The 20,103-nt window shown below is 36.4% G+C and carries 18 protein-coding genes and 1 other annotated feature (1 of these 19 running past the window's edge); all 18 genes read right to left on the minus strand.

Translation table 11 applies throughout. The features are described from left to right. Positions 1 to 151, minus strand: a binding site (T-box leader) (it extends 78 nt beyond the left edge of the window). A 31-nt stretch (positions 152 to 182) separates the two neighbouring features. Beyond that, positions 183 to 1,064 (minus strand): putative sporulation protein YtxC, encoded by an 882-nt coding sequence (gene ytxC, locus KPL75_RS09515; protein WP_219920482.1) that lies wholly within the window; start codon positions 1,062 to 1,064, stop codon positions 183 to 185. A 389-nt stretch (positions 1,065 to 1,453) separates the two neighbouring features. Beyond that, positions 1,454 to 2,392: a primosomal protein DnaI gene (dnaI, locus tag KPL75_RS09520; RefSeq protein ID WP_002015473.1), complete on the minus strand. Its 939-nt coding sequence runs from the start codon at positions 2,390 to 2,392 to the stop codon at positions 1,454 to 1,456. A 33-nt stretch (positions 2,393 to 2,425) separates the two neighbouring features. Continuing rightward, positions 2,426 to 3,832: a replication initiation and membrane attachment family protein gene (locus KPL75_RS09525; RefSeq protein ID WP_219920483.1), complete on the minus strand. Its 1,407-nt coding sequence runs from the start codon at positions 3,830 to 3,832 to the stop codon at positions 2,426 to 2,428. Between the two features lie 293 nt (positions 3,833 to 4,125). After that, positions 4,126 to 4,587 carry a transcriptional regulator NrdR gene (nrdR, locus tag KPL75_RS09530; protein WP_001203686.1) on the minus strand — a complete coding sequence of 154 codons (462 nt, stop codon included), beginning with the start codon at positions 4,585 to 4,587 and terminating at the stop codon, positions 4,126 to 4,128. Positions 4,588 to 4,783: 196 nt separating this feature from the next. Further along, the gene (gene speD / locus KPL75_RS09535; protein WP_002003660.1) at positions 4,784 to 5,167 is read right to left on the minus strand and encodes an adenosylmethionine decarboxylase; all 384 of its coding nucleotides are present in this window, start codon (positions 5,165 to 5,167) and stop codon (positions 4,784 to 4,786) included. 387 nt (positions 5,168 to 5,554) lie between these two features. Continuing rightward, positions 5,555 to 6,583: a glyceraldehyde-3-phosphate dehydrogenase gene (locus KPL75_RS09540; protein WP_219920484.1), complete on the minus strand. Its 1,029-nt coding sequence runs from the start codon at positions 6,581 to 6,583 to the stop codon at positions 5,555 to 5,557. Positions 6,584 to 6,692: 109 nt separating this feature from the next. After that, positions 6,693 to 7,295 carry a dephospho-CoA kinase gene (gene coaE, locus KPL75_RS09545; RefSeq protein WP_219920485.1) on the minus strand — a complete coding sequence of 201 codons (603 nt, stop codon included), beginning with the start codon at positions 7,293 to 7,295 and terminating at the stop codon, positions 6,693 to 6,695. Positions 7,296 to 7,346: 51 nt separating this feature from the next. Next, on the minus strand, positions 7,347 to 7,979 hold the full coding sequence (ytaF, locus tag KPL75_RS09550; RefSeq protein ID WP_219920486.1) for a sporulation membrane protein YtaF: 633 nt from the start codon (positions 7,977 to 7,979) through the stop codon (positions 7,347 to 7,349). 72 nt (positions 7,980 to 8,051) lie between these two features. Next, positions 8,052 to 8,882, minus strand: a complete 831-nt coding sequence (mutM, locus tag KPL75_RS09555) for a DNA-formamidopyrimidine glycosylase (RefSeq protein WP_219920487.1) — start codon at positions 8,880 to 8,882, stop codon at positions 8,052 to 8,054. A 12-nt stretch (positions 8,883 to 8,894) separates the two neighbouring features. Further along, the gene (polA, locus tag KPL75_RS09560; RefSeq protein WP_219920488.1) at positions 8,895 to 11,528 is read right to left on the minus strand and encodes a DNA polymerase I; all 2,634 of its coding nucleotides are present in this window, start codon (positions 11,526 to 11,528) and stop codon (positions 8,895 to 8,897) included. A 284-nt stretch (positions 11,529 to 11,812) separates the two neighbouring features. Beyond that, positions 11,813 to 13,576: a sensory box histidine kinase PhoR gene (gene phoR, locus KPL75_RS09565; RefSeq protein WP_219920489.1), complete on the minus strand. Its 1,764-nt coding sequence runs from the start codon at positions 13,574 to 13,576 to the stop codon at positions 11,813 to 11,815. Beyond that, positions 13,569 to 14,288: a two-component system response regulator PhoP gene (gene phoP, locus KPL75_RS09570; protein WP_002112195.1), complete on the minus strand. Its 720-nt coding sequence runs from the start codon at positions 14,286 to 14,288 to the stop codon at positions 13,569 to 13,571. The genes phoR and phoP overlap by 8 nt, the downstream gene beginning before the upstream one ends. A gap of 162 nt (positions 14,289 to 14,450) precedes the next feature. After that, positions 14,451 to 14,687 (minus strand): hypothetical protein, encoded by a 237-nt coding sequence (locus KPL75_RS09575; protein WP_219920490.1) that lies wholly within the window; start codon positions 14,685 to 14,687, stop codon positions 14,451 to 14,453. A gap of 95 nt (positions 14,688 to 14,782) precedes the next feature. Continuing rightward, the gene (locus tag KPL75_RS09580) at positions 14,783 to 15,256 is read right to left on the minus strand and encodes a MaoC/PaaZ C-terminal domain-containing protein (RefSeq protein ID WP_002015489.1); all 474 of its coding nucleotides are present in this window, start codon (positions 15,254 to 15,256) and stop codon (positions 14,783 to 14,785) included. A gap of 216 nt (positions 15,257 to 15,472) precedes the next feature. Continuing rightward, complete coding sequence (gene mdh, locus KPL75_RS09585) at positions 15,473 to 16,411, minus strand: malate dehydrogenase (RefSeq protein ID WP_000153239.1); 939 nt, start codon at positions 16,409 to 16,411, stop codon at positions 15,473 to 15,475. A 19-nt stretch (positions 16,412 to 16,430) separates the two neighbouring features. After that, positions 16,431 to 17,723, minus strand: a complete 1,293-nt coding sequence (gene icd / locus KPL75_RS09590; protein ID WP_219920491.1) for an NADP-dependent isocitrate dehydrogenase — start codon at positions 17,721 to 17,723, stop codon at positions 16,431 to 16,433. Positions 17,724 to 17,883: 160 nt separating this feature from the next. Then, on the minus strand, positions 17,884 to 19,032 hold the full coding sequence (citZ, locus tag KPL75_RS09595) for a citrate synthase (RefSeq protein WP_219920492.1): 1,149 nt from the start codon (positions 19,030 to 19,032) through the stop codon (positions 17,884 to 17,886). 385 nt (positions 19,033 to 19,417) lie between these two features. Continuing rightward, a complete protein-coding gene (locus KPL75_RS09600) occupies positions 19,418 to 19,879 on the minus strand; it encodes a DUF441 domain-containing protein (RefSeq protein WP_002112200.1) in 462 nt (153 codons plus the stop codon). Positions 19,880 to 20,103 lie beyond the last annotated feature (224 nt).

Here is a 20,103-nt window from a genome sequence, read left to right on the forward strand (position 1 = left end):
CGGTGTTGTCCGTTAGCAATTACTAGAAAAATCGTTCACTGCTAAAGTTTAGAGGTGGTAAGTAATAATCCCGTACTAGGAAGCTCACACCCTAAGGCTTCCCTCTCTGAAAATCGTAGAAAACTACTCATGTCCTCATCATGACATTTCAATATATTTCATTTATGTAGGTAATTATATGCTCAAAAACTTAGAAAATCAAGGGCGTTACCTTTATTTTTTAAATTTTTCACGTTGCGCTCAAATTCATGTAATCCATGTAGTTGCACTCGTTCCTGAAACACATTTCGCAAAGTAATAATCATATTATGATCTTGTTCTTTCGTATATAAATAAATCTTTTTCGGCGAAATAGAAAGAAGTGGTGCAATTACTTTCGTATCGATATATACATCCTGTTTCTTTAATAATTCTTCATCTATATATTGAACCAATTTCTCCTGTTTTAAACGTCTACCTTTATCATCATAGAAAATAAAACTTTCATCAAAAACAAGATGTACACAGGACAAACGTGATTTCCGGCTCCTTACTTGTTGGCGAAGTGTCTCAATGAACATCTGATATTCCTGCTCCATCTTATACTCATCAATTGCAACTTCAGCAAGCTCACCTACCATTTCCCTATATGTACGAAGACGAAAACGAACGTATGATGAAAATGAGAATGAGAGCGGATCACAAAGCCAATCATTCAAAGACGACGCAATATAAGATTCAAATTTTTGGCGTGTTAAATCACGAGCTACTCCTTTTCTTCTTTCCTTTAAAATCTCATGTGCCATATGCAATATTTGATGACACTCTTCTTGTTCTTCATAAAAAAACTTTTCCTTTAAAATGGTATGAATCCATTCATTTTGTTTCACATTCATAATGAAATATAGTAATACTGGCAATAAAATCTTTTCAATATAATTCGATTCACATAATGGTATATGAATAATAACCTTTTGTTCGTTTAAATATACACTTGTTTCCTTATATAAGGATTCCGTTCTTTTCGTTAGTTGTCTGTATACGTGCACAGCATCATTTTTTTCTTCGAAGCAAATTTCAATCACTTTTGTCCCCCCTTTTATCCCCGCTCTAAAGGATTGCATCTATACGTTACAAATCCTATAAGAGTCCGATCTATGGAAGTTCACTCTTAGTAGAAATCTATCTCCCATCGTTAGAACATCCACTCGATATGGCTTGCTAATTTTATATATATTAAGGGAGGGAGAAAAAAATGATACAAGCTACTCTGAAAAAATGATTAAAATAAAGTGAAACTTTAATCAGTGGAGGTTTTGTCCATCCTCCACTGATTATTAGCCCGCACCAATCGGGCTTTTACGGGCAGTAAGGCTCCCACCTAACTTCTTTGCTTTACAGCCAAATTTTGAGGTGGGAGTCTTACTGCCCGCCAATAGCGGGATAAAAAAGAGCAAGCTTCTCAGCTCGCTCTTTACTTATTACGACGATTCTTCCCGCCAATTGGGATTGGCTTCGCTAAATATTTAATTCGTTCCATAATACGGGCCGCTTTCATCTCTTCTGCTTCACCGCGCTGTGTATACGTTAAATGATGTTCCAACTGTTTGAAATCAAAGTTAGATGTAAAGAACGTCGGTAAGTTTTCCAACATACGGAATTGCAAGATTGCACCGAGTACATCATCACGTACAAAACTTGACATCGCTTCTGCCCCGATATCATCTAACATTAATACTTGTACACGTTTGACAGCATCAATCTTTCCGCTAATCGAATTATCTTGAATCGAACTTTTGATTTCACGTAAAAATTCTGGGAAGTATACGAGCATCGAACTAATTTTCTTTCGCGCAAGCTCATTTGCAATTGCCCCTAAAAGATACGTTTTCCCTACACCAAATTTACCGTACAAATATAAACCTTGTGCTTTTTTACCTGGTTCGTATGTGTTTAAAAATTCATTCGTTGCACCTATTGCATCAATACGTGCATCTAAATCTGAAGGGTCTAAATTCTCCATAGTTGCCTGCAAAATGTCAACTGGCATATATACACTTTGAACGAGTTTTTCATATTTCTTTCTCTCATCATATGCTACTTTTCTAATACAACGATCGTATTGAATATCAATCATCTTACCTTGAATGACGAGCTTCGGCTCATATCCTTGTAGCATATTTTTACATGACCCTAAATCTGGACAATCCGCACACCCTACACTTTGTCCAATATATTCATATAACTTCACAAGACTTCGTTCAATCATAGAAGTCGTTACTTCACCTTTATGTTCGTCTATAAATTCTTTCACACGAGGGTGCGCCATCACTTCTGCCTTTAAGACTTCATATCTATTTTTAAAGTTTTTATTTTCCATTAATTTCGTAAATGAATTTTGAATATGCTCCATTTTCTCACCTCAAAGAGCGTTCATTTTCTTTTATTAATCACGCTTATATTTTTTCAATACTTCTTCTAATCGTTTCCGTTCATCTTCTAACGTACTTGCATCTTTTTTCGCACTTACGTCATTTTTTACAGGTGCTTTCTCTTCTTCTTTCGACTCTTCTTTAAGCCAATCTGGTACCATTTCTTTTCGCACTGTTTTCTTCGCTGTACGACCTTTTTTCTTCGTCTCAGCCCACTCTTGATATTGACGATTCTCTTCTTTCGCTAGCGCCATCGCCTCGCCTACTGTACCGACCTTTTTTCGCGCCCAATGTCCAGCAATCTTCTCGACATACGTTTTAGCAAGCTTCATATCTGAGCGTAGCATAACGTAATAAATAAGTACATTCACAACCCCTGGCGTTAACTTTTGGTTTATCATTACATCCTCAACGATTTGCAAGTCCGCTTTCGTCGCCTCTGCACCGCCTGAAATCTCTTTCAATAGTTGTTTTGGCGAGATTTCCTCTAACTGCTTCATTAGCATCTCTTCTTGTGTAGATGGCTCTTTCTCTTTCATTGTACGAGCAGCATGAGGTTGCACCCTTTCACTTAATACAGGTAGCGCTTGACCATTTTCAAATTGATACCAATCGCGTGCTCCCTTCCGAAGCCTTTCGATATCAATAGTTTGTATCTCTGTCACTGCGCCAAGAACGATATTTTGCATCGATAACACATCCACACCGTACACATAAGCGAGTGTAATGACACATTCTCGCACTTGATCTGTAATCGCCTTTTTAGGAACAAGCGCTGATAATCCGTCTACAAATAAAGAGAAATCAAAGAAATCATTCCAAACTTTCGGGGCATCCCCATTCTCGTTATTTGGCATAGTTGTCGTTTTCGGGATACGCAGTTCTTCTTGCGCATGTTCAAACTGACCTGGGTTGAACGAATCAAATATATCGTTGAAAGAGCGCGTAACATTTTCATAAGAAGCAAAATCGAATTCTTCTTCTAAGAAATATTGTTTTACTTGGTTGTATTTTGTCCGACTCAAGCGATTATATAAAAAGATACTTAAAACAATATCATCAAAAAACTGCTTCGGAGATAAAGGTGGTTGCAATTCATATATAAACATTCGAATATCTTTTTCTTTCTTAATATATACATTTAAAAGACCAATCGCTTCTAACTTTACTCGTTCCCCATATATTTCAGGAAGTTGCATTTGCATAGTCACCATAAGGGAGTGATGTGTATTCTCTTTTCCAAACACACGATCTTGCTCTAACTCTCCCCATAGCGTCATGTATAAGCTAAAAGCTCTACTACCTATTAACGGCTGATACAACATCGTTAATACTTTCCGGTCGTAATTATGTAACAACCCTTTCGCACTTACTTTATAACGATCAATCGGCAATAGCTCCATCCATGACTGTTTTTCCATTCTTGCTTTTCCTTTCTCTCATCCAATCTAACCTATATTTCACTCGTTCTATCTTTATTATATAATTTATCCCGCTATTTGCGGGCAGTAAGACTCCCACCTCAAAATTCGGCGAATGCGAGGAAGTTAGGTGGGAGATAACTTCCCGTAAATGCCCGATTGGTGAAGGCTAATAATCATTGGGGATGAACCCACCAATGATTAAAGTTTCACTTTATTAGCGAAAAAGAGCTATTAGCTTCCGCTTCTAGCTCTCTTATCTCGTTTACTTACAGTATATAAAGAGATTCCTTCTACTCTCTCTCTTTTTGCAGTATATCTTTTAATTCTTCAATAAATACATTTAAATCTTTAAATTGACGATACACAGAAGCAAAACGTACGTAAGCAACATCATCAATATCACGAAGTTCCTCCATAACAATTTCACCAATCATATCACTTTTCACTTCTGATATACCTAAGTTACGAAGTTCACGCTCCACACTTTGTGTTACTTCCTCTAGCTGCCTTAAAGATACAGGCCTTTTTTCACACGCTTTAATTAAACCGCGTAAAATTTTCTCTTTATTAAACTCTTCTCGTGTTCCTTCTTTTTTTACAACGATAAGAGGTGATTCTTCTACTCTTTCAAATGTCGTAAAGCGACTTAAACAACTTTCACACTCTCTTCTTCTTCGAATAGAGCGCCCCTCGTCTACCGGACGCGAATCTAACACTCTTGTTCCATTATGAAAACAGGATGGACAACGCAATTCATTCACTCCTTTACACTATAATCTTTATTCTTTCGCTACTCACCTACATGTGAAAATATATATACAATATTATATAACTCATTCTTCTATAATGACCACTCTAAGTTATTACATATCGTGATCCTGTTTTATATAAACTAAAAAAGAGGTGCATTATACACCTCTTTACATTTTAAATCAATTATGTTCTTTTTTAAAGAGCTTTTGTTTCTCTCTGCTTAATTTCGAAGCTACCAGTGCCTCGAGGAAGCTCGATGCTCTCACGCGTTTTCGCGTTTAAACCTTCTGCAATATATTCTGCAGCAACATTTGGATCAATACGATCCCCACAAGTATAAACATCAATACTTGCGTAACCGTGCTCCGGAAAGCTATGAATTGTTAAATGTGATTCCGAGATAATTACTACTCCACTTACACCTTGTGGTGCAAATTTATGAAAAGCAACCTCACGTACTTCAGCACCAGCTCTTAGTGCTGCATCCACAAATAATTGTTCAATATACGGCATGTCATTAAGCTTGTCGAAATCGCAATCCCAAAGTTCAGCAATCACGTGACGACCCATCGTATCCATAGTATCCATTCTACAGTTCCCCCTTGTAAATTTAATCTAACTGTTCGAATTGAAAACTAATTTGCAATTTGGCTTGCTCCACTACCACGGGGGAAAGTTAGTCCAGAGAGGTCCTAACCCTTTAAGTAGTGACTACGTACCTCAGCTCTTAAGTTTACGAGTGTTAGTATACTTTGTTTATTTTCATTTTGCAACAACAGTTTTTTCGATTTTCTGTCATATTTTCCTCTTTACTTTTCCCTAAAAAAAAGAAACGATTCACGAATGCAGTAATCCCAACGTTTCGTGGTATGTCCACTTTTTAAAATATACTTATATAATTTTTTTCCTTTTCAGAAAAAAATAAAAAAAGAGGGCAAATGTTCACTTGCCCTCCCTTTATTTCACTTAAATATGTTGAACATTTTCTTGTTTCGCTAATTCATCAACAACTAACGTTACAAGATCTACAACACGACGAGAGTAGCCCCACTCATTATCATACCAAGCAAGCACTTTCACTTTACGGTCACCCATTACCATTGTAGATAAACCATCAATAATAGCTGAGTGTGTATTTGTATTAAAGTCGATAGACACTAAAGGCTCTTCGCTGAATTCTACAATTCCTTTTAACGCACCGTTTGCAACAGTTTTGAACGCTTCATTAATATCTTCAACTGTTACATCACGTTTTACATCTACTACTAAGTCAACTAAAGACACGTTTGGTGTTGGTACACGAAGTGCCATACCATGAAGTTTTCCGTTTAAGTGTGGAAGAACTTTTGCTAGCGCTTTCGCAGCACCCGTCGTTGTCGGAATGATAGACTGTCCACAAGCACGTGCTCTTCTTAAATCTTTATGTGGGTTATCAATATTTTTTTGGTCATTTGTATAAGCGTGAACAGTTGTCATTAAGCCGTTTTCAATTCCGAACTGCTCATCTAACACCTTTACAACAGGTGCTAAACAGTTTGTTGTACAAGATGCATTTGAAATAACAGTATGTTTTGTAATATCTAATTGGTCTTCGTTCACACCAACTACAATAGTTACATCTTCATTTTTGCCAGGTGCTGTTAAAATAACTTTTTTCGCTCCAGCTTCAACATGAAGAATTGCTTTTTCTTTCGAATTAAATTTGCCAGTTGCTTCAATTACAACTTCAACACCTAGATCTTTCCAAGGCAATTCCTTTGGATCGCGGTTGTTTAAAAGGCGAATCATTTTCCCATCAACTAATAAATGATCTTCAAATGCTTCCACTGTTCCGTCAAACTTACCATGTACTGTATCATATTTAATTAGATGTGCTAACGTTTCGGATGGATAGCTTGCATTGATTGCCACAATTTCGAAAGCGCTTTCTTTTATTGCTTGACGAAATACCATTCTCCCAATACGTCCAAATCCATTAATTGCCACACGAGTCATAATATGTTATCCCCCTTGAATACGTTATACTATTTATCTCCAATCCCAATAATAGTATAACACAAAAAGGGGATATGTCACTAAGCATTTTCATTAATTTCACAATTTTTTAATCAATAATGTTCCATTCCTTCAAAATAGCAGCCAATTGTGTTTTCGTTTCCATAATTGTGCCATCATTATAAATCACTTCATCCGCCATCTTTATTTTTTCTTCTAGTGGCATTTGAGATTGAATACGCGCCGTTGCTTCTTCTTCTGAAAAACTATTCCGTTTCATTAAACGTTCTAATTGCGTATTCGGCGTAACCGCTACAACTAATACTCGATCAACGAGATTTGTTAATTTACTTTCAAACAAAAGAGGGATATCTAACACAACCGATTGCATACCTTCTTTTATGTATAACTCTTTTTGTGCATTCATTTCTTCTCGTACCGCAGGATGAACAATTTTGTTTAAGTGCAATCGCTTTTCTTCATTATAGAAAACAACACTTCCAAGCTTCGGACGATCAAGTTCTCCATCTTTTTGTAGTACTTCCGTTCCAAAGACTTCTACAATTTTGTTATATGCTGGTTTTCCTCGTTCTACAACTTCTCGCGCAATAATATCTGCATCAATAACTGGGATACTCATTTCACGAAACATTTTTGATACCGTACTTTTTCCGCTTGCAATGCCTCCTGTTAATCCAATTACTACTGTCATAACAATCCTCCTCATAATAAAAGGCGCGAAACTAATGTTCCACGCCCATACTTACATTTTCCAAATTCCAATAATAATTAGTAAAACCCCAGGCAGGAATGTAAATTTTTGTAACCATTTCATATTGGATAAAAACGTTCCAAGTTTCATTCCAATAAATAAAAACAAAGAACTCATAACCGCAACTAACAGCGCCATCATAGCAGGTGCATAACCTAATAAAGATGCACCAATTCCAGCACCAAACGAATCTATAGAAAGAGCGATACCGAGAAGTAGTGCTTCTCCTGCAGAGATGGTTCCTGATTTATCAAAATCCGCAACAGTCGGCTTCCGCAAAATTTGAATCACTAACCCTAGTGAAGCAATTTCTAATTTCCAAACCTTCTCCTCTTGCTTCGGTTCTTCTTTTTTATCACTTCGAAAAAATTGATATAATACCCAAATACCTATTCCAATAAGAACAAGCCCACCGATACGCGTTGCGATAACAGGTGAAAATATTTTCGCGATCATATGTCCAATTCCCATGGAAACGAGCATGACAGCTGCTGAACAGATCCCGATAATTATAATTGATCTTAGTGGAATTCTTACGCTCCTTAACCCATATGTTAGCCCCACACTACAGCTATCTAAGCTTAATGTAAAAGCTAATAAAATAAGAGATAAATAAAGGTACATCGGTAAGCTCCTCCCTTATACATAGCTCTGCTCTATGTATATGACAAATGCCTATCCGATGTTATCCCTTTTCTATATTCTAGGTTGGCAAATTGGGCAGTAATGTGTTCCCCTTCCGCCAACAACTGTTTTTTCTAATAGCGTACCGCAAGTCACACACGGTTCTCCTTTTTTCCCATATACATTTAGAAGTTCCTGGAACGAACCAATTTGTCCTTGCGAATTAATATACGTTCTAATTGTACTTCCGCCTCGCTTAACAGCTTCGCCTAGCGTTGTAACAATCGCCTCATAAATTCTTTCTACTTCTTCTTCTGTTAAAGATGCAGCTTCTCGTTCTGGATGAATTTGCGAACGGAATAATACTTCATCTACATATATATTTCCAAGTCCTACTAAAAGACGCTGATCTAATAATACGACTTTTATTTTGCGATTTGTCTTTTGCAATCTTTCTTGTAAGTACTGCGGTGTCAATTCAGCATCAAATGGCTCTGGTCCTAAATCAGCAAGAGGCATTTGAGCAAACTCTTCACCTTTCTTAAAGAGATGCATCGTACCAAACTTTCTCACATCTTTATAATGTAATTCAGTTCCATCTGTAAATAAGAAACGTACGTGTGTATGTTTATCAATTGGCTCATCCTCTTGATGAAGTAAAAACTTACCTTCCATACGCAAATGTGAAACAATTACATAGTTCGTTACATACAAAAGCAAAAACTTACCTCTTCGCTTTATATTCTCGATCATCTCGCCTCTTAGCATGTCTTTAAAGATTTCTGCATCGTCCGGTCGTTTCACTATTTTTGGATAGGTAACAATAACATCTTCAATCGTTTTTCCAGTTACAAGATTTTCAAGTGTCCGTCTAACATTTTCAACCTCTGGTAATTCTGGCATTTTATCACTTCCTTATTTCGCGTCGTACCAAGTTGGACCGTAAGAATAATCAACTTTTAACGGAACTGCTAGTTCAATTGCATGCTCCATTACTTCAGGTACAAGCTTCTCTAATTTTTCCACTTCTTCTTTTGGCGCTTCAAAGATCAATTCATCGTGTACTTGCAGAAGTAGGCGAGCTTGTAGGCCTTCTTCTTCTAAGCGATCCGCCATAATAATCATAGCCTTTTTAATAATATCCGCCGCACTACCTTGAATTGGTGTATTCATTGCTGTACGCTCTGCAAAGCTACGTAAATTAAAGTTACGGCTCGTAATTTCTGGAATGTAACGACGGCGATTTAATAACGTTGAAACATATCCTTTTTGCTTCGCATCTTTTACAATGTCAGCCATATATTCTTGTACTCCAGGGAAGCTTTCTAAATACCTTTCAATAAATTCCCCTGCCGCTTTTCTCGTGATTCCTAAGTTTTGCGAAAGACCGTAATCACTAATACCGTATACAATGCCGAAGTTTACAGCTTTTGCTTGTCGTCTCATATTAGATGTCACTTCATCTTTTCCAACACCGAATACATCCATAGCTGTTTTCGTATGAATATCCATGTCATGTTGGAACGCTTCAACTAAACCTTCATCTTTTGCAATGTGAGCAAGCACACGAAGTTCAATTTGTGAATAATCGGCTGCGTACATAATCCATCCTTCTTCTGAAGGAATAAACGCCTGACGAATCTTCCTTCCCTCTTCTAAGCGAATCGGGATATTTTGCAAGTTTGGTTCCGTTGAACTTAGTCGTCCCGTTTGCGTTAACACTTGGTTAAAGCGAGTATGAATTTTAGATGAATCGTCATGTACAACTTTTAATAACCCTTCAATATATGTAGAGTTTAGTTTCCCTAATTGACGGTAGTGTAAAATCTTCGGAATGATTGCATGATGATCCATAAGCTTGTCTAGTACATCAGCAGACGTAGAATAACCTGTTTTCGTCTTTTTAATAACAGGTAAATTTAAGTTTTCAAACAGAATAACCCCGAGCTGCTTCGGTGAATTAATATTAAATTCCGTTCCTGCAAGCTCATAAATCTCTTGTTCCATTTCCTTTAATCTACCCGCAAGCTCTTCTCCCATATTACGAAGACGCTCCGTATCAACTGTAACACCTTTCACTTCCATGTCAGCTAATACACGAGCAAGCGGTAATTCTAACTCTGTAAACAGTTCATATTGCTCATTCTTTTCTATTTCTTCTACGAATGTTTGCTTCACATCATATAATACATGTACTTTACGAGCGACATGCTCAGCTACTACCTCTTGCTCAGGAACAGCACGCTTCGCACCTTTCCCGTAAACTTCTTCATCAGATTTTACCGCATGTGTTTCTTTCATTTTCGCAACAGCACGGAAATCTTTATCTGTATCGGCTGGATCAAGTAAATAAGCGGCAATTAATAAATCAAAGTCAATCCCTTGAATATCTACACCTTTCCACTTGAGGGCAACGATAGCACGCTTCGCATCAAATGTATGTTTTCTCATTTCTCCATTTGCAAGCCACTCTTTAAAACCATCTGATTTAAGAGCAACATCGGTCGGAATGAAGTAACAACCATTTTCATTTTGAATACCAAAACCTTGAATATCGGCTTTATGATAGTTATCTTCTTGCACTTCAACAATAAGCGCACTATCTTGCTGAAGCATTTCTTCTGTAACGTCTTCTACAATATCAAATGTAATATCATCTAATTCAGCTGGAGCCGTTTCCTCCGGCGTAACACCTAATTTATTTAAAAGGGATGTAAATCCTAAATTCTCGAACATTGGAATCAAATCGCTTGGTTCATACCCTTTATATGCCATATCATCTACATGCACAGTAATCGGTGCGTCTGTAATAATAGTCGCAAGTTCTTTACTCATAAGAGCTTGTTCTTTATTCGCTTCTAACTTTTCTTTTAATTTCTTTCCACTCACTTGATCTAAGTTTTCATATACTGCTTCTACCGTTTCAAATTGCGTTAATAATTTAATGGCTGTCTTCTCACCAACACCTGGTACACCTGGAATGTTATCCGATTGGTCTCCCATTAAACCTTTCATATCGATAATTTGCTTTGGTGATAAGCTATATTTCTCAAATAAAGCTTCTTTCGTATATTCATCTACTTCCGTAATCCCTTTGCGAGGAATACATACGAGTGTATTATCTGAAACAAGTTGCAGTAAATCTTTATCTCCTGAAATAACTTTAACATGAAACCCTTGCTCACTCGCTTCTTTCGCTAACGTCCCCATAATGTCATCCGCTTCATAATTTTCCAGCTCATAACGCGGTACATTGAATGCATCAAGCATCTCACGAATAAACGGGAATTGCTCAGATAGTTCAGGTGGAGTCTTTTGACGCCCTCCCTTATAATCACTATACGTTTTATGACGGAATGTTGTTTTCCCCGCATCAAACGCTACAAGCATATGCGTCGGTTTTTCTTCCTCTAATATTCTCATTAACATCATCGTAAAACCATAAATTGCGTTCGTATGTATACCTTTGTCGTTATTTAAAAGCGGTAGTGCAAAGAAAGCACGATACGCGATATTATTACCATCTACTAATACGACCTTTTTTTCCAAACTACAAACCTCCCCATACAAATTTGAAACGATTTTTCCACAGAAAAAAAACCGTTCCTATCCTCTCTCTATATTAACATGACTAATAGAGAGAAGAAAAATAACGGTTTTTTTCTATCATATATAAACAGACTTACATTGGCATAAAGGGAAGTGACGAGAATAGCATAACTACTCTCGTCCAAAATTACTCCTTGGATGAAGGGGTTTTCATTTATTATATTAACAGAGCTTTATTAATATTTAATTAAGACAATGTTAATATATTGTAAATATCCTTCATCCTATTTTTCAGTAGCTGATTTCGGTAAAACAACTGTAAATGTTGTTCCTTCTCCAACCTCACTATCCACCGTAATCGTACCTTGATGCGCTTCAACTAAATGCTTTACAATTGATAAACCAAGACCCGTTCCACCCGTATTTCTACTTCTCGCTTTATCAACTCGATAAAAACGTTCAAATATACGAGGGATTTCTTCTTTACTAATACCAATTCCAGTATCAGACACCTTTATATACGCATTATATTTATCCTCTAATAATTCAACTGAAACAACGCCTCCAGCTGGCGTATATACGATTGCATTATTAATTAAATTAATAAAGATTTGTTTTAAGCGGCTCGGATCTCCAATAACGGAAACTCGTTTCAATACATTCACTTGTAAAGAGATTTCTTTTTCACCCGCTTTATTATCAAGCACCATGTGAATGTCTTCAAGAATCCCCTTCATATCAACCGTACCCATATTTAATCTAAACCCTTGCTGCTCGATTTTTGACAAATCTAATAAATCTTCAATTAATCCTTGCATACGCTCACTTTCTTTTAAAATGATATGCAAGAAATGTTCACAGAATTTTTTATTATCCATCGCTCCGTCCAATAGTGTTTCCGAAAAACCTTTAATAGAAGTAATTGGTGTCTTCAATTCATGAGAAACATTCGCTAAAAAGTCTTTTCTTATTTGTTCTAATTTCTTCAGCTCAGTAATGTCATGGAATACGAGAACAATCCCTTTCCACTCATGGTTCGTCCCAATAATTGGCGCTCCATATACTTCGAAATGCTTTCGCTCAATACTAAGTGGCAATAACATTTGTTTACGCACTTTCACTTCTGTCATAAAAATTTCTTCCACAAGCTCAATAATTTCCGTATGGTGAAATGATTCATAATATAAACGGTCTAAATATTCTTCATCTGTTACGTGGAAAGTCTCCTTATAAGAACGGTTTACAAGGTTTATATAACCACGGCTATCAATTAAAATCATTCCGCTTCCCATATTTTCAATTAATGTGTGCAAACGATCTTGTTGCATTTCTTGTTCGAGTGTCATCTCTTGTAAATTACGAGCTAAAATATTAATTGCTTTACTCAGCATTCCTGTTTCATCCGAATGACTTTCATATGCACGCGCTTTATAATTACCCTTCGCTAATTCAATCGCAACTTTCGTAACTGATTCAATCGGCCTAATATATTGTCCTGTAATTTTGACACCTAGGAATACAACTACAAGACAAGCAATGACAAATCCGATAATTAATAATCCCCACGTTTTTTGGTGAACGTCCCTCAAAGTATCAATTGTACTTTTCACCAAAATGTATCCTTGTTTCCCTTCTACATCCTGGACGAACACAGCATGATAAAATTCATTCTTTTGATCTGTTTCTTTCGTAATGACTTTATTTTCTTTCTTTGCTGTTTCGGAAGAAAGTTCTTTAATCATCTCTTGACTAAATGCAGATGGTTGCCCTCCGCTATATTGAACTTTCTTTTTTTCATCAACAAATATAATAGAAGCTGGTATTTTTTCTTCTAACTTTTCAAAGACATAAGGCTTTTTTAAAACAGCATCAAACCCTTGCTCTTCTGCTAATACCGCAACATACTGTGTCTCTTTTACCATTCTCTCTTTAGCATGATCTATATAGTAATTTTCAAATACGGTTTCTAATAATACACCTAGTCCAACTAAGATAAAAACGATAAGAGAAACAAATGTAAAAAGAAGCCTGGAACGAAATTTATTCATCCCCTTTTGGCTCCTCTAATTTATAACCTAAACCACGTATCGTTTTAATGTACGTCGGTTTTTTCGTATTTTGTTCAATTTTATCGCGCAAATGGCTAATATGGACATCAACAATTCTTGTATCACCGGCAAAATCATAATTCCATACAGCACTCAATAATTGGTCACGAGTTAATACACGACTTTTATTTTTTGCAAGATAAACAAGTAACTCAAATTCTTTCGGTGTTAGTTCCAGTTTCCTGCCTTGGAAGTACGCTTCATAAAACTCCGGTAAAATTTTAAGCTCTGCAATTATGATACTATCTTCATCTGGCGTTTCCGAAACTTTTTCTTCTTGCTGTAATTTCGTGCGGCGCAAAATCGCTTTCACACGAGCAACAACTTCCCTTGGGCTAAACGGCTTCGTCATATAATCATCAGCCCCAAGCTCAAGACCTAGCACCTTATCAAATTCATCATCTTTTGCTGTTAGCATTAAAATCGGCGTCATAACACGCTGCAATCGTAATTCTTTACAAACTTCCATACCATCCATTTTTGGAAGCATTAAATCTAATATAATTAAATCTGGGCGTTCTGTTGTCGCTTTTTGAAGCGCCATTTCTCCATCCATCGCTGTTATAACTTCAAACCCAGCTTGTTGTAAATTAAATTCAATTAAAGTTAAGATAAATTCCTCATCATCAACTACTAAAATACGATTGTTCATTCTTTTCCTCCAAGTTATAGACTTGAAACCTTCTTCATCCTAGTATTTTCCCCGTTATTCTCATCATACTAGAAAACAAGGTCCCCCTCAATATAATTGTCTATTCATGGAGCTCGTTTGTGTAAAATTGAGAAAATAGAAGTAATTATGACTCACCTTCAGCTACACAGGATTTTTCCAAACTTTATAGATTGCTCTCTCTTTTTTAAAGCTCACTTCCGTATAAACTATAAAATCTCGATTTTGCGCTAGGAAAAACGAAAGAGCATACGCTATTTTATAATCTGGTGTTTCATATCCATCAAATACTTTCCCGTACATTTCATTCGCGATTGAATCGGCCCATACTTCAGCTTCTCTTATCGTTTCAAAAATAATGTCTTCCCTCTCCCATTTCACAGTTATATCACCCTTTCCAAACAAAAAGTAGCGCTAGCATACCCTTAATAAGAATATGACTAACGCTACTTTTATATCATTCTAACTTTCATTTTTTAAAAATTATCTAATGCTTTTTCCATAATGGAAACAGATTTAAAGGGTGGTGTTACTGTTAATGAACCTTTTACAACAGTTTCTCCTTTTTCATCATGAGCAAATACAAGCATATCAATTGTATGTTCCTCCTCTGAAACAGCCACAACTTCAAAGTGGATTTGTAACGTTTCATAATGGTGAACATGTTTCACGAACGTAAGGTCCTTCCTAGTAATATGACTACCTGGACCTGGTAAATATTTCGTAACCGCCGTTGTAATCAGCCCCGTTAGCATAATGCTTGGGACAATCGGCTTTTCATACGGAGTTTGGGATGCGTAATCATGCTGAATATATAATGGATTGGCATCATTCGTTAACCCTAAGTACAATAACAAATCTTTATCCTCAATTTTTTCAGTGATAGATAATTTCTCTCCTACTGTAATTTCATCCATTCTACGACCAATTTGAACTTTTTTCTTTAACATGTTACAACCCCCTCCGATTTTTTCACCTTATTATCCTACTAAAAGCGATACCTTATCCGAAATTTACTGTGATGAGGGCAATGTATAGTATAAGTCTATAGTTTCATTATAGGATACACCAAATGATAGCGTTTTCATATTATTTCAAAAAAACATTTCAATATATAGTAGAAAAAGATTCGGGGCCCCGAATCTTTTTCCACTTATATTTAATTATTAAACAAGAACTTTCATAACGTTACGTACAGATTCTACAGAGCGATCTAACGCTTCTTTCTCATCTGCAAGAAGTTCTAATTCAATAATTTTTTCAATTCCGTTACCACCTAGAATTACTGGTACCCCTAAGTAAAGGTCACTATAACCATATTCACCTTCAAGGTACGCAATAGCTGGTAATACACGGCGTTGATCTTTCAAGATCGCTTCTGTCATTTCAACTAAAGAAGCTGCTGGCGCATAATATGCACTACCGTTTCCTAATAAGCCTACAATCTCACCGCCACCTTTACGTGTACGTTCTACGATTGCTTCTAAACGCTCTTTTGGAATTAATGTTTCTAACGGAATGCCACCTGCATAGGAATAGCGTACAAGAGGTACCATATCGTCACCATGTCCACCAAGAACAAATCCTGTAATGTCTTTCACAGAAAGGTTTAACTCTTGTGAAATAAATGTACGGAAACGAGCTGTATCTAATACGCCCGATTGACCGATAACACGCTCTTTCGGGAATCCTGCTTCTTTAAATACAGAATATGTCATTGCATCAACTGGATTTGTTAATACAACAATAATCGCATTTGGTGAATGTTTTGCAATGTCGCGCGTAATACTTTTCATAATTTTAGAGTTTGTTGCCACTAAGTCATCACGGCTCATACCAGGCTTACGCGCAATACCTGCTGTAATAACGACAACGTCAGAATCAGCAGTATCTGCGTAATCAGATGTACCAATAATGTTAGCATCAAAACCTTGTACTGGGCTCGCTTCTAACATATCTAACGCTTTCCCTTTTGTTGGATTTTCCAGCTGTGGAATGTCCACTAATACAACATCTGCAAGTTCTTTTTGTGCTAATAAGAATGCTGTTGTTGCTCCTGTAAATCCTGCACCGATGACTGAAACTTTCTTGCGTTTGATTGTCATAATTTACCCCCCGCTTTAATTATGCGTTTTTGATTATCGCTACATCCATGTTTTTAATAAGTTCATTAGCAAACTCAGAACATTTTACTTCTGTTGCACCTTCCATTAAGCGCGCGAAATCATAAGTTACTACTTTTGATTCAATTGTTTTCTCAACTGAATCAGTTACTAAATTCGCAGCTTCGTTCCATCCTAAGTGCTCTAATAATAATACACCAGAAAGAAGAACAGAAGATGGATTTACTTTATCTAAACCTGCATATTTTGGAGCTGTACCGTGTGTAGCTTCAAAGATAGCATGTCCAGTCACATAGTTAATATTTGCACCAGGTGCAATACCAATTCCACCTACTTGTGCAGCAAGTGCATCCGAGATGTAGTCTCCATTTAAGTTCATTGTTGCAACAACATCGAACTCACGTGGACGAGTTAAAATTTGTTGTAAGAAGATGTCTGCAATAGAATCTTTTACGATGATTTTCCCAGCCACTTCTGCGTCTGCCATCGCTTTATTCGCTGCATCTTTACCATCTTTTTCAACGATACGATCATATTCAGCCCAAGTAAATACTTTGTCGCCAAATTCTTGTTCAGCTACTTCGTAACCCCAGTTTTTGAAAGCACCTTCTGTAAATTTCATAATGTTTCCTTTATGAACTAATGTAACAGAAGAACGTTTTTCGTTAATTGCATATTGAATTGCGGCGCGAACAAGACGCTTTGTCCCTTCCTCTGAAATTGGTTTAATACCAATCCCTGATGTTTCTGGGAAACGAATTTTATTAACGCCCATTGCTTCTTTTAAGAATGCAAGAACTTTTTCCGCTTCTGGAGAACCTTGTGCATATTCAATACCAGCGTAAATGTCTTCTGTATTTTCACGGAAAATAACCATATCAGTATCTTCCGGACGTTTTACAGGTGAAGGAACACCTTCAAAGTAACGAACTGGACGTAGACATACATATAAATCTAATTCTTGACGAAGCGCTACGTTTAGAGAACGAATACCACCGCCAACTGGAGTTGTAAGTGGACCTTTAATTGCGATTAAATATTCACGAATTAAATTTAAAGTCTCTTCTGGTAACCACTCGCCTGTTTGGTTGAATGCTTTTTCCCCTGCAAGCACTTCTTTCCAAACGATTTTCTTCTCACCATCATAAGCTTTTTCAACTGCTGCTTCTAGTACGCGAGATGCTGCAGCCCAAATATCAGGACCAATTCCATCTCCTTCGATAAATGGAATAATCGGATTGTTTGGTACATTCATAACACCATTAGTTACAGTAATTTTTTCACCTGTTGTCAATGTGATAACCCCCATGTTTGAAATTTCATATGTATGAAACTGAGGGAATAACCCCTCAGTTCAAACCGTTAGTCAAATTTAAATATTCTAATCATTACATCTTCCCGGAAAAATCAGACTTTTGAAAGCGTATTTTCACTATCAAAATAGTGTTTTTCGCTTATCGTTGTGCAATTGGAACATACACTTGATGTGTTGGTCCATTATAATCAGCACGTGGACGGATTAAGCGGTTGTTTTCATATTGTTCTAGAATATGAGCTAACCAGCCTGACATACGGCTAATTGCAAAGATAGGTGTAAATAAGTCATGGTCAATTCCTAAACAATGGTATACAGAAGCTGAATAGAAATCAACATTTGGTGGAAGACCTTTTTCTTTTGTTACAATGTCTTCAATTTTGATAGACATATTATACCATTTATCTTCTCCTAAAAGCACGCATAATCTCTTAGACATTTCGCGTAAGTGTTTCGCGCGTGGATCACCATGCTCATATACACGATGACCAAATCCCATAATTTTTACTTTATTTTGAAGAGCATTATGAATATATGATTCTACATTTTCTTCTTCGCCAATTTCAGTTAACATCTTCATTACATTTTCATTTGCCCCGCCGTGAAGAGGACCTTTTAATGCACCGATTGCTGCTGTAATACCAGAATACACATCTGAAAGTGTAGCTACGCAAACACGTGCAGTAAATGTAGAAGCGTTTAACTCATGATCTGCATGAAGTAAAAGTGCCTTATCAAAAGCCTCAATTTCAACTTCATTTGGCTCACGATCATTTAACATGTACAAGAAGTTTGCAGCTAATGATAGATCTTTTCTTGGCTCAACAACATCTAAACCTTTGCGAATTCTTGCATAAGCCGCAATTAAAGTTCCGACTTGAGCCTGTAATTTAACCGCTTTCAAATAATTGGATTTTACATCCATTATTTCAGCGCTCTCATCATATAATGATAGCATGGAAATCGCAGTTCGTAAAACCGACATCGGGTGCGCGATTTTTAAATCTACTTGTTTCAAATATGTTAAAATCTCACCCGGTACTTTATAGTATTCAGATACAGTTTCACTAAATTCCGCTAGTTCTTTTTCGTTCGGCAGCTTGCGGTGCCATAATAAGTACACTACTTCTTCGAACGTAGCATTCTCAGCTAAATCATCAATATTATACCCAACATAAGTTAATGTATCATCAATAATAGAGCTCACAGATGATGTTGTTGCTACTACCCCTTCTAAACCTCGAATAACAGTCATGACATTCTCTCCTTTTTCTGAAAATTCTCCCAACCTTGCTCCTTATATCTATTTGCTCCCCTTATAAATTATGAACGCTCGTTCACTCTTTAGGCAAGCAAAATGCACGTTCATGCAAATTTGTTGCAATGTTCCCCTCTGTTGTCCATTACTTACATGGAAAGCATGAGCGTGAATGTCTCCCCGAATCCTCACGCTCAAAACAACAAGTTAGTGAGGAAAATAAATTCCGAAGAGTTTATGATAAAAACAACATAAAACAATATCATTATAAAATTGTTTTATGTTGTTTTTATTTTATCTGGTGTAAAGTCTCTGCTGTTATGTAACTTTTCAAAGTTTCTAATCCTATTATAAACAATTATCTGACTTTTGTGAACAGAAAGAATTCAAAAATTTTATATTACTATAAAATTCCTTATTTAAACATTTGTATAATACTCATAACTGCATAGGCAATTCCAGCCCCAATTAATGGACCTACAGCGACTCCATTAAATAAAGCTACAGCTATAATTGTCCCAAAAACAAGTGCAGTTGTAATATGAGGATCAGTCGTTAATAATTGCACCCCACCTTTCGCCAACAAAGCAACCGCCACTCCTGAGGCTAAAGCGATCCATGCATAGTATGATTTCGCCGCTTCTCCGAGTTGTTTAAACCCTATTTCCCCCGTCGCAATTGGGACGAGCACCGCAATGGTAATAACCGTCACACCGAGGTTAATTCCTTTCGTTTGTAAATAAGGAAAAACTTTATCGCCTAAAAACGTAAACTTCAATAAAAATAACACTCCAACAGCTACAGTAAGCGATTGATTTTTAGCAATTAATCCTATAATAAGTAGTATGAATAAAAATAACGTTGACTGACTAATCATGATTGCACTTCCTTTCTGAAAATAATGAACTCGCTTCCAAACAAAAATACCTTTAAACCTATCGTTATACATGCTATATCGATGTATATTTGTTAATTATAATAAAGGAACAAATTGATTTTAATATACATTTCAAAATTACAAACAAGACTTTAACCAGAAAAAAAATAAAGCATGCATATACATTTAAAAGCGGATGTCTCTCCTTTCTTTTATAATAAGAA

It is taken from the genome of Bacillus sp. NP247 (assembly GCF_018966865.1).
Classification (GTDB): Bacteria; Bacillota; Bacilli; order Bacillales; family Bacillaceae_G; genus Bacillus_A.

Coding starts and splice junctions, on each gene's coding strand:
- dnaI (WP_002015473.1), bottom strand. CDS start 2,392: ATGGAGCATATTCAAAATTCATTTACGAAATTAATGGAAAATAAAAAC.
- KPL75_RS09525 (WP_219920483.1), bottom strand. CDS start 3,832: ATGGAAAAACAGTCATGGATGGAGCTATTGCCGATTGATCGTTATAAA.
- speD (WP_002003660.1), bottom strand. CDS start 5,167: ATGGATACGATGGGTCGTCACGTGATTGCTGAACTTTGGGATTGCGAT.
- KPL75_RS09540 (WP_219920484.1), bottom strand. CDS start 6,583: ATGACTCGTGTGGCAATTAATGGATTTGGACGTATTGGGAGAATGGTA.
- coaE (WP_219920485.1), bottom strand. CDS start 7,295: ATGACAGTAGTAATTGGATTAACAGGAGGCATTGCAAGCGGAAAAAGT.
- ytaF (WP_219920486.1), bottom strand. CDS start 7,979: ATGTACCTTTATTTATCTCTTATTTTATTAGCTTTTACATTAAGCTTA.
- mutM (WP_219920487.1), bottom strand. CDS start 8,882: ATGCCAGAATTACCAGAGGTTGAAAATGTTAGACGGACACTTGAAAAT.
- phoR (WP_219920489.1), bottom strand. CDS start 13,576: ATGAATAAATTTCGTTCCAGGCTTCTTTTTACATTTGTTTCTCTTATC.
- phoP (WP_002112195.1), bottom strand. CDS start 14,288: ATGAACAATCGTATTTTAGTAGTTGATGATGAGGAATTTATCTTAACT.
- KPL75_RS09580 (WP_002015489.1), bottom strand. CDS start 15,256: ATGTTAAAGAAAAAAGTTCAAATTGGTCGTAGAATGGATGAAATTACA.
- mdh (WP_000153239.1), bottom strand. CDS start 16,411: ATGACAATCAAACGCAAGAAAGTTTCAGTCATCGGTGCAGGATTTACA.
- KPL75_RS09600 (WP_002112200.1), bottom strand. CDS start 19,879: ATGATTAGTCAGTCAACGTTATTTTTATTCATACTACTTATTATAGGA.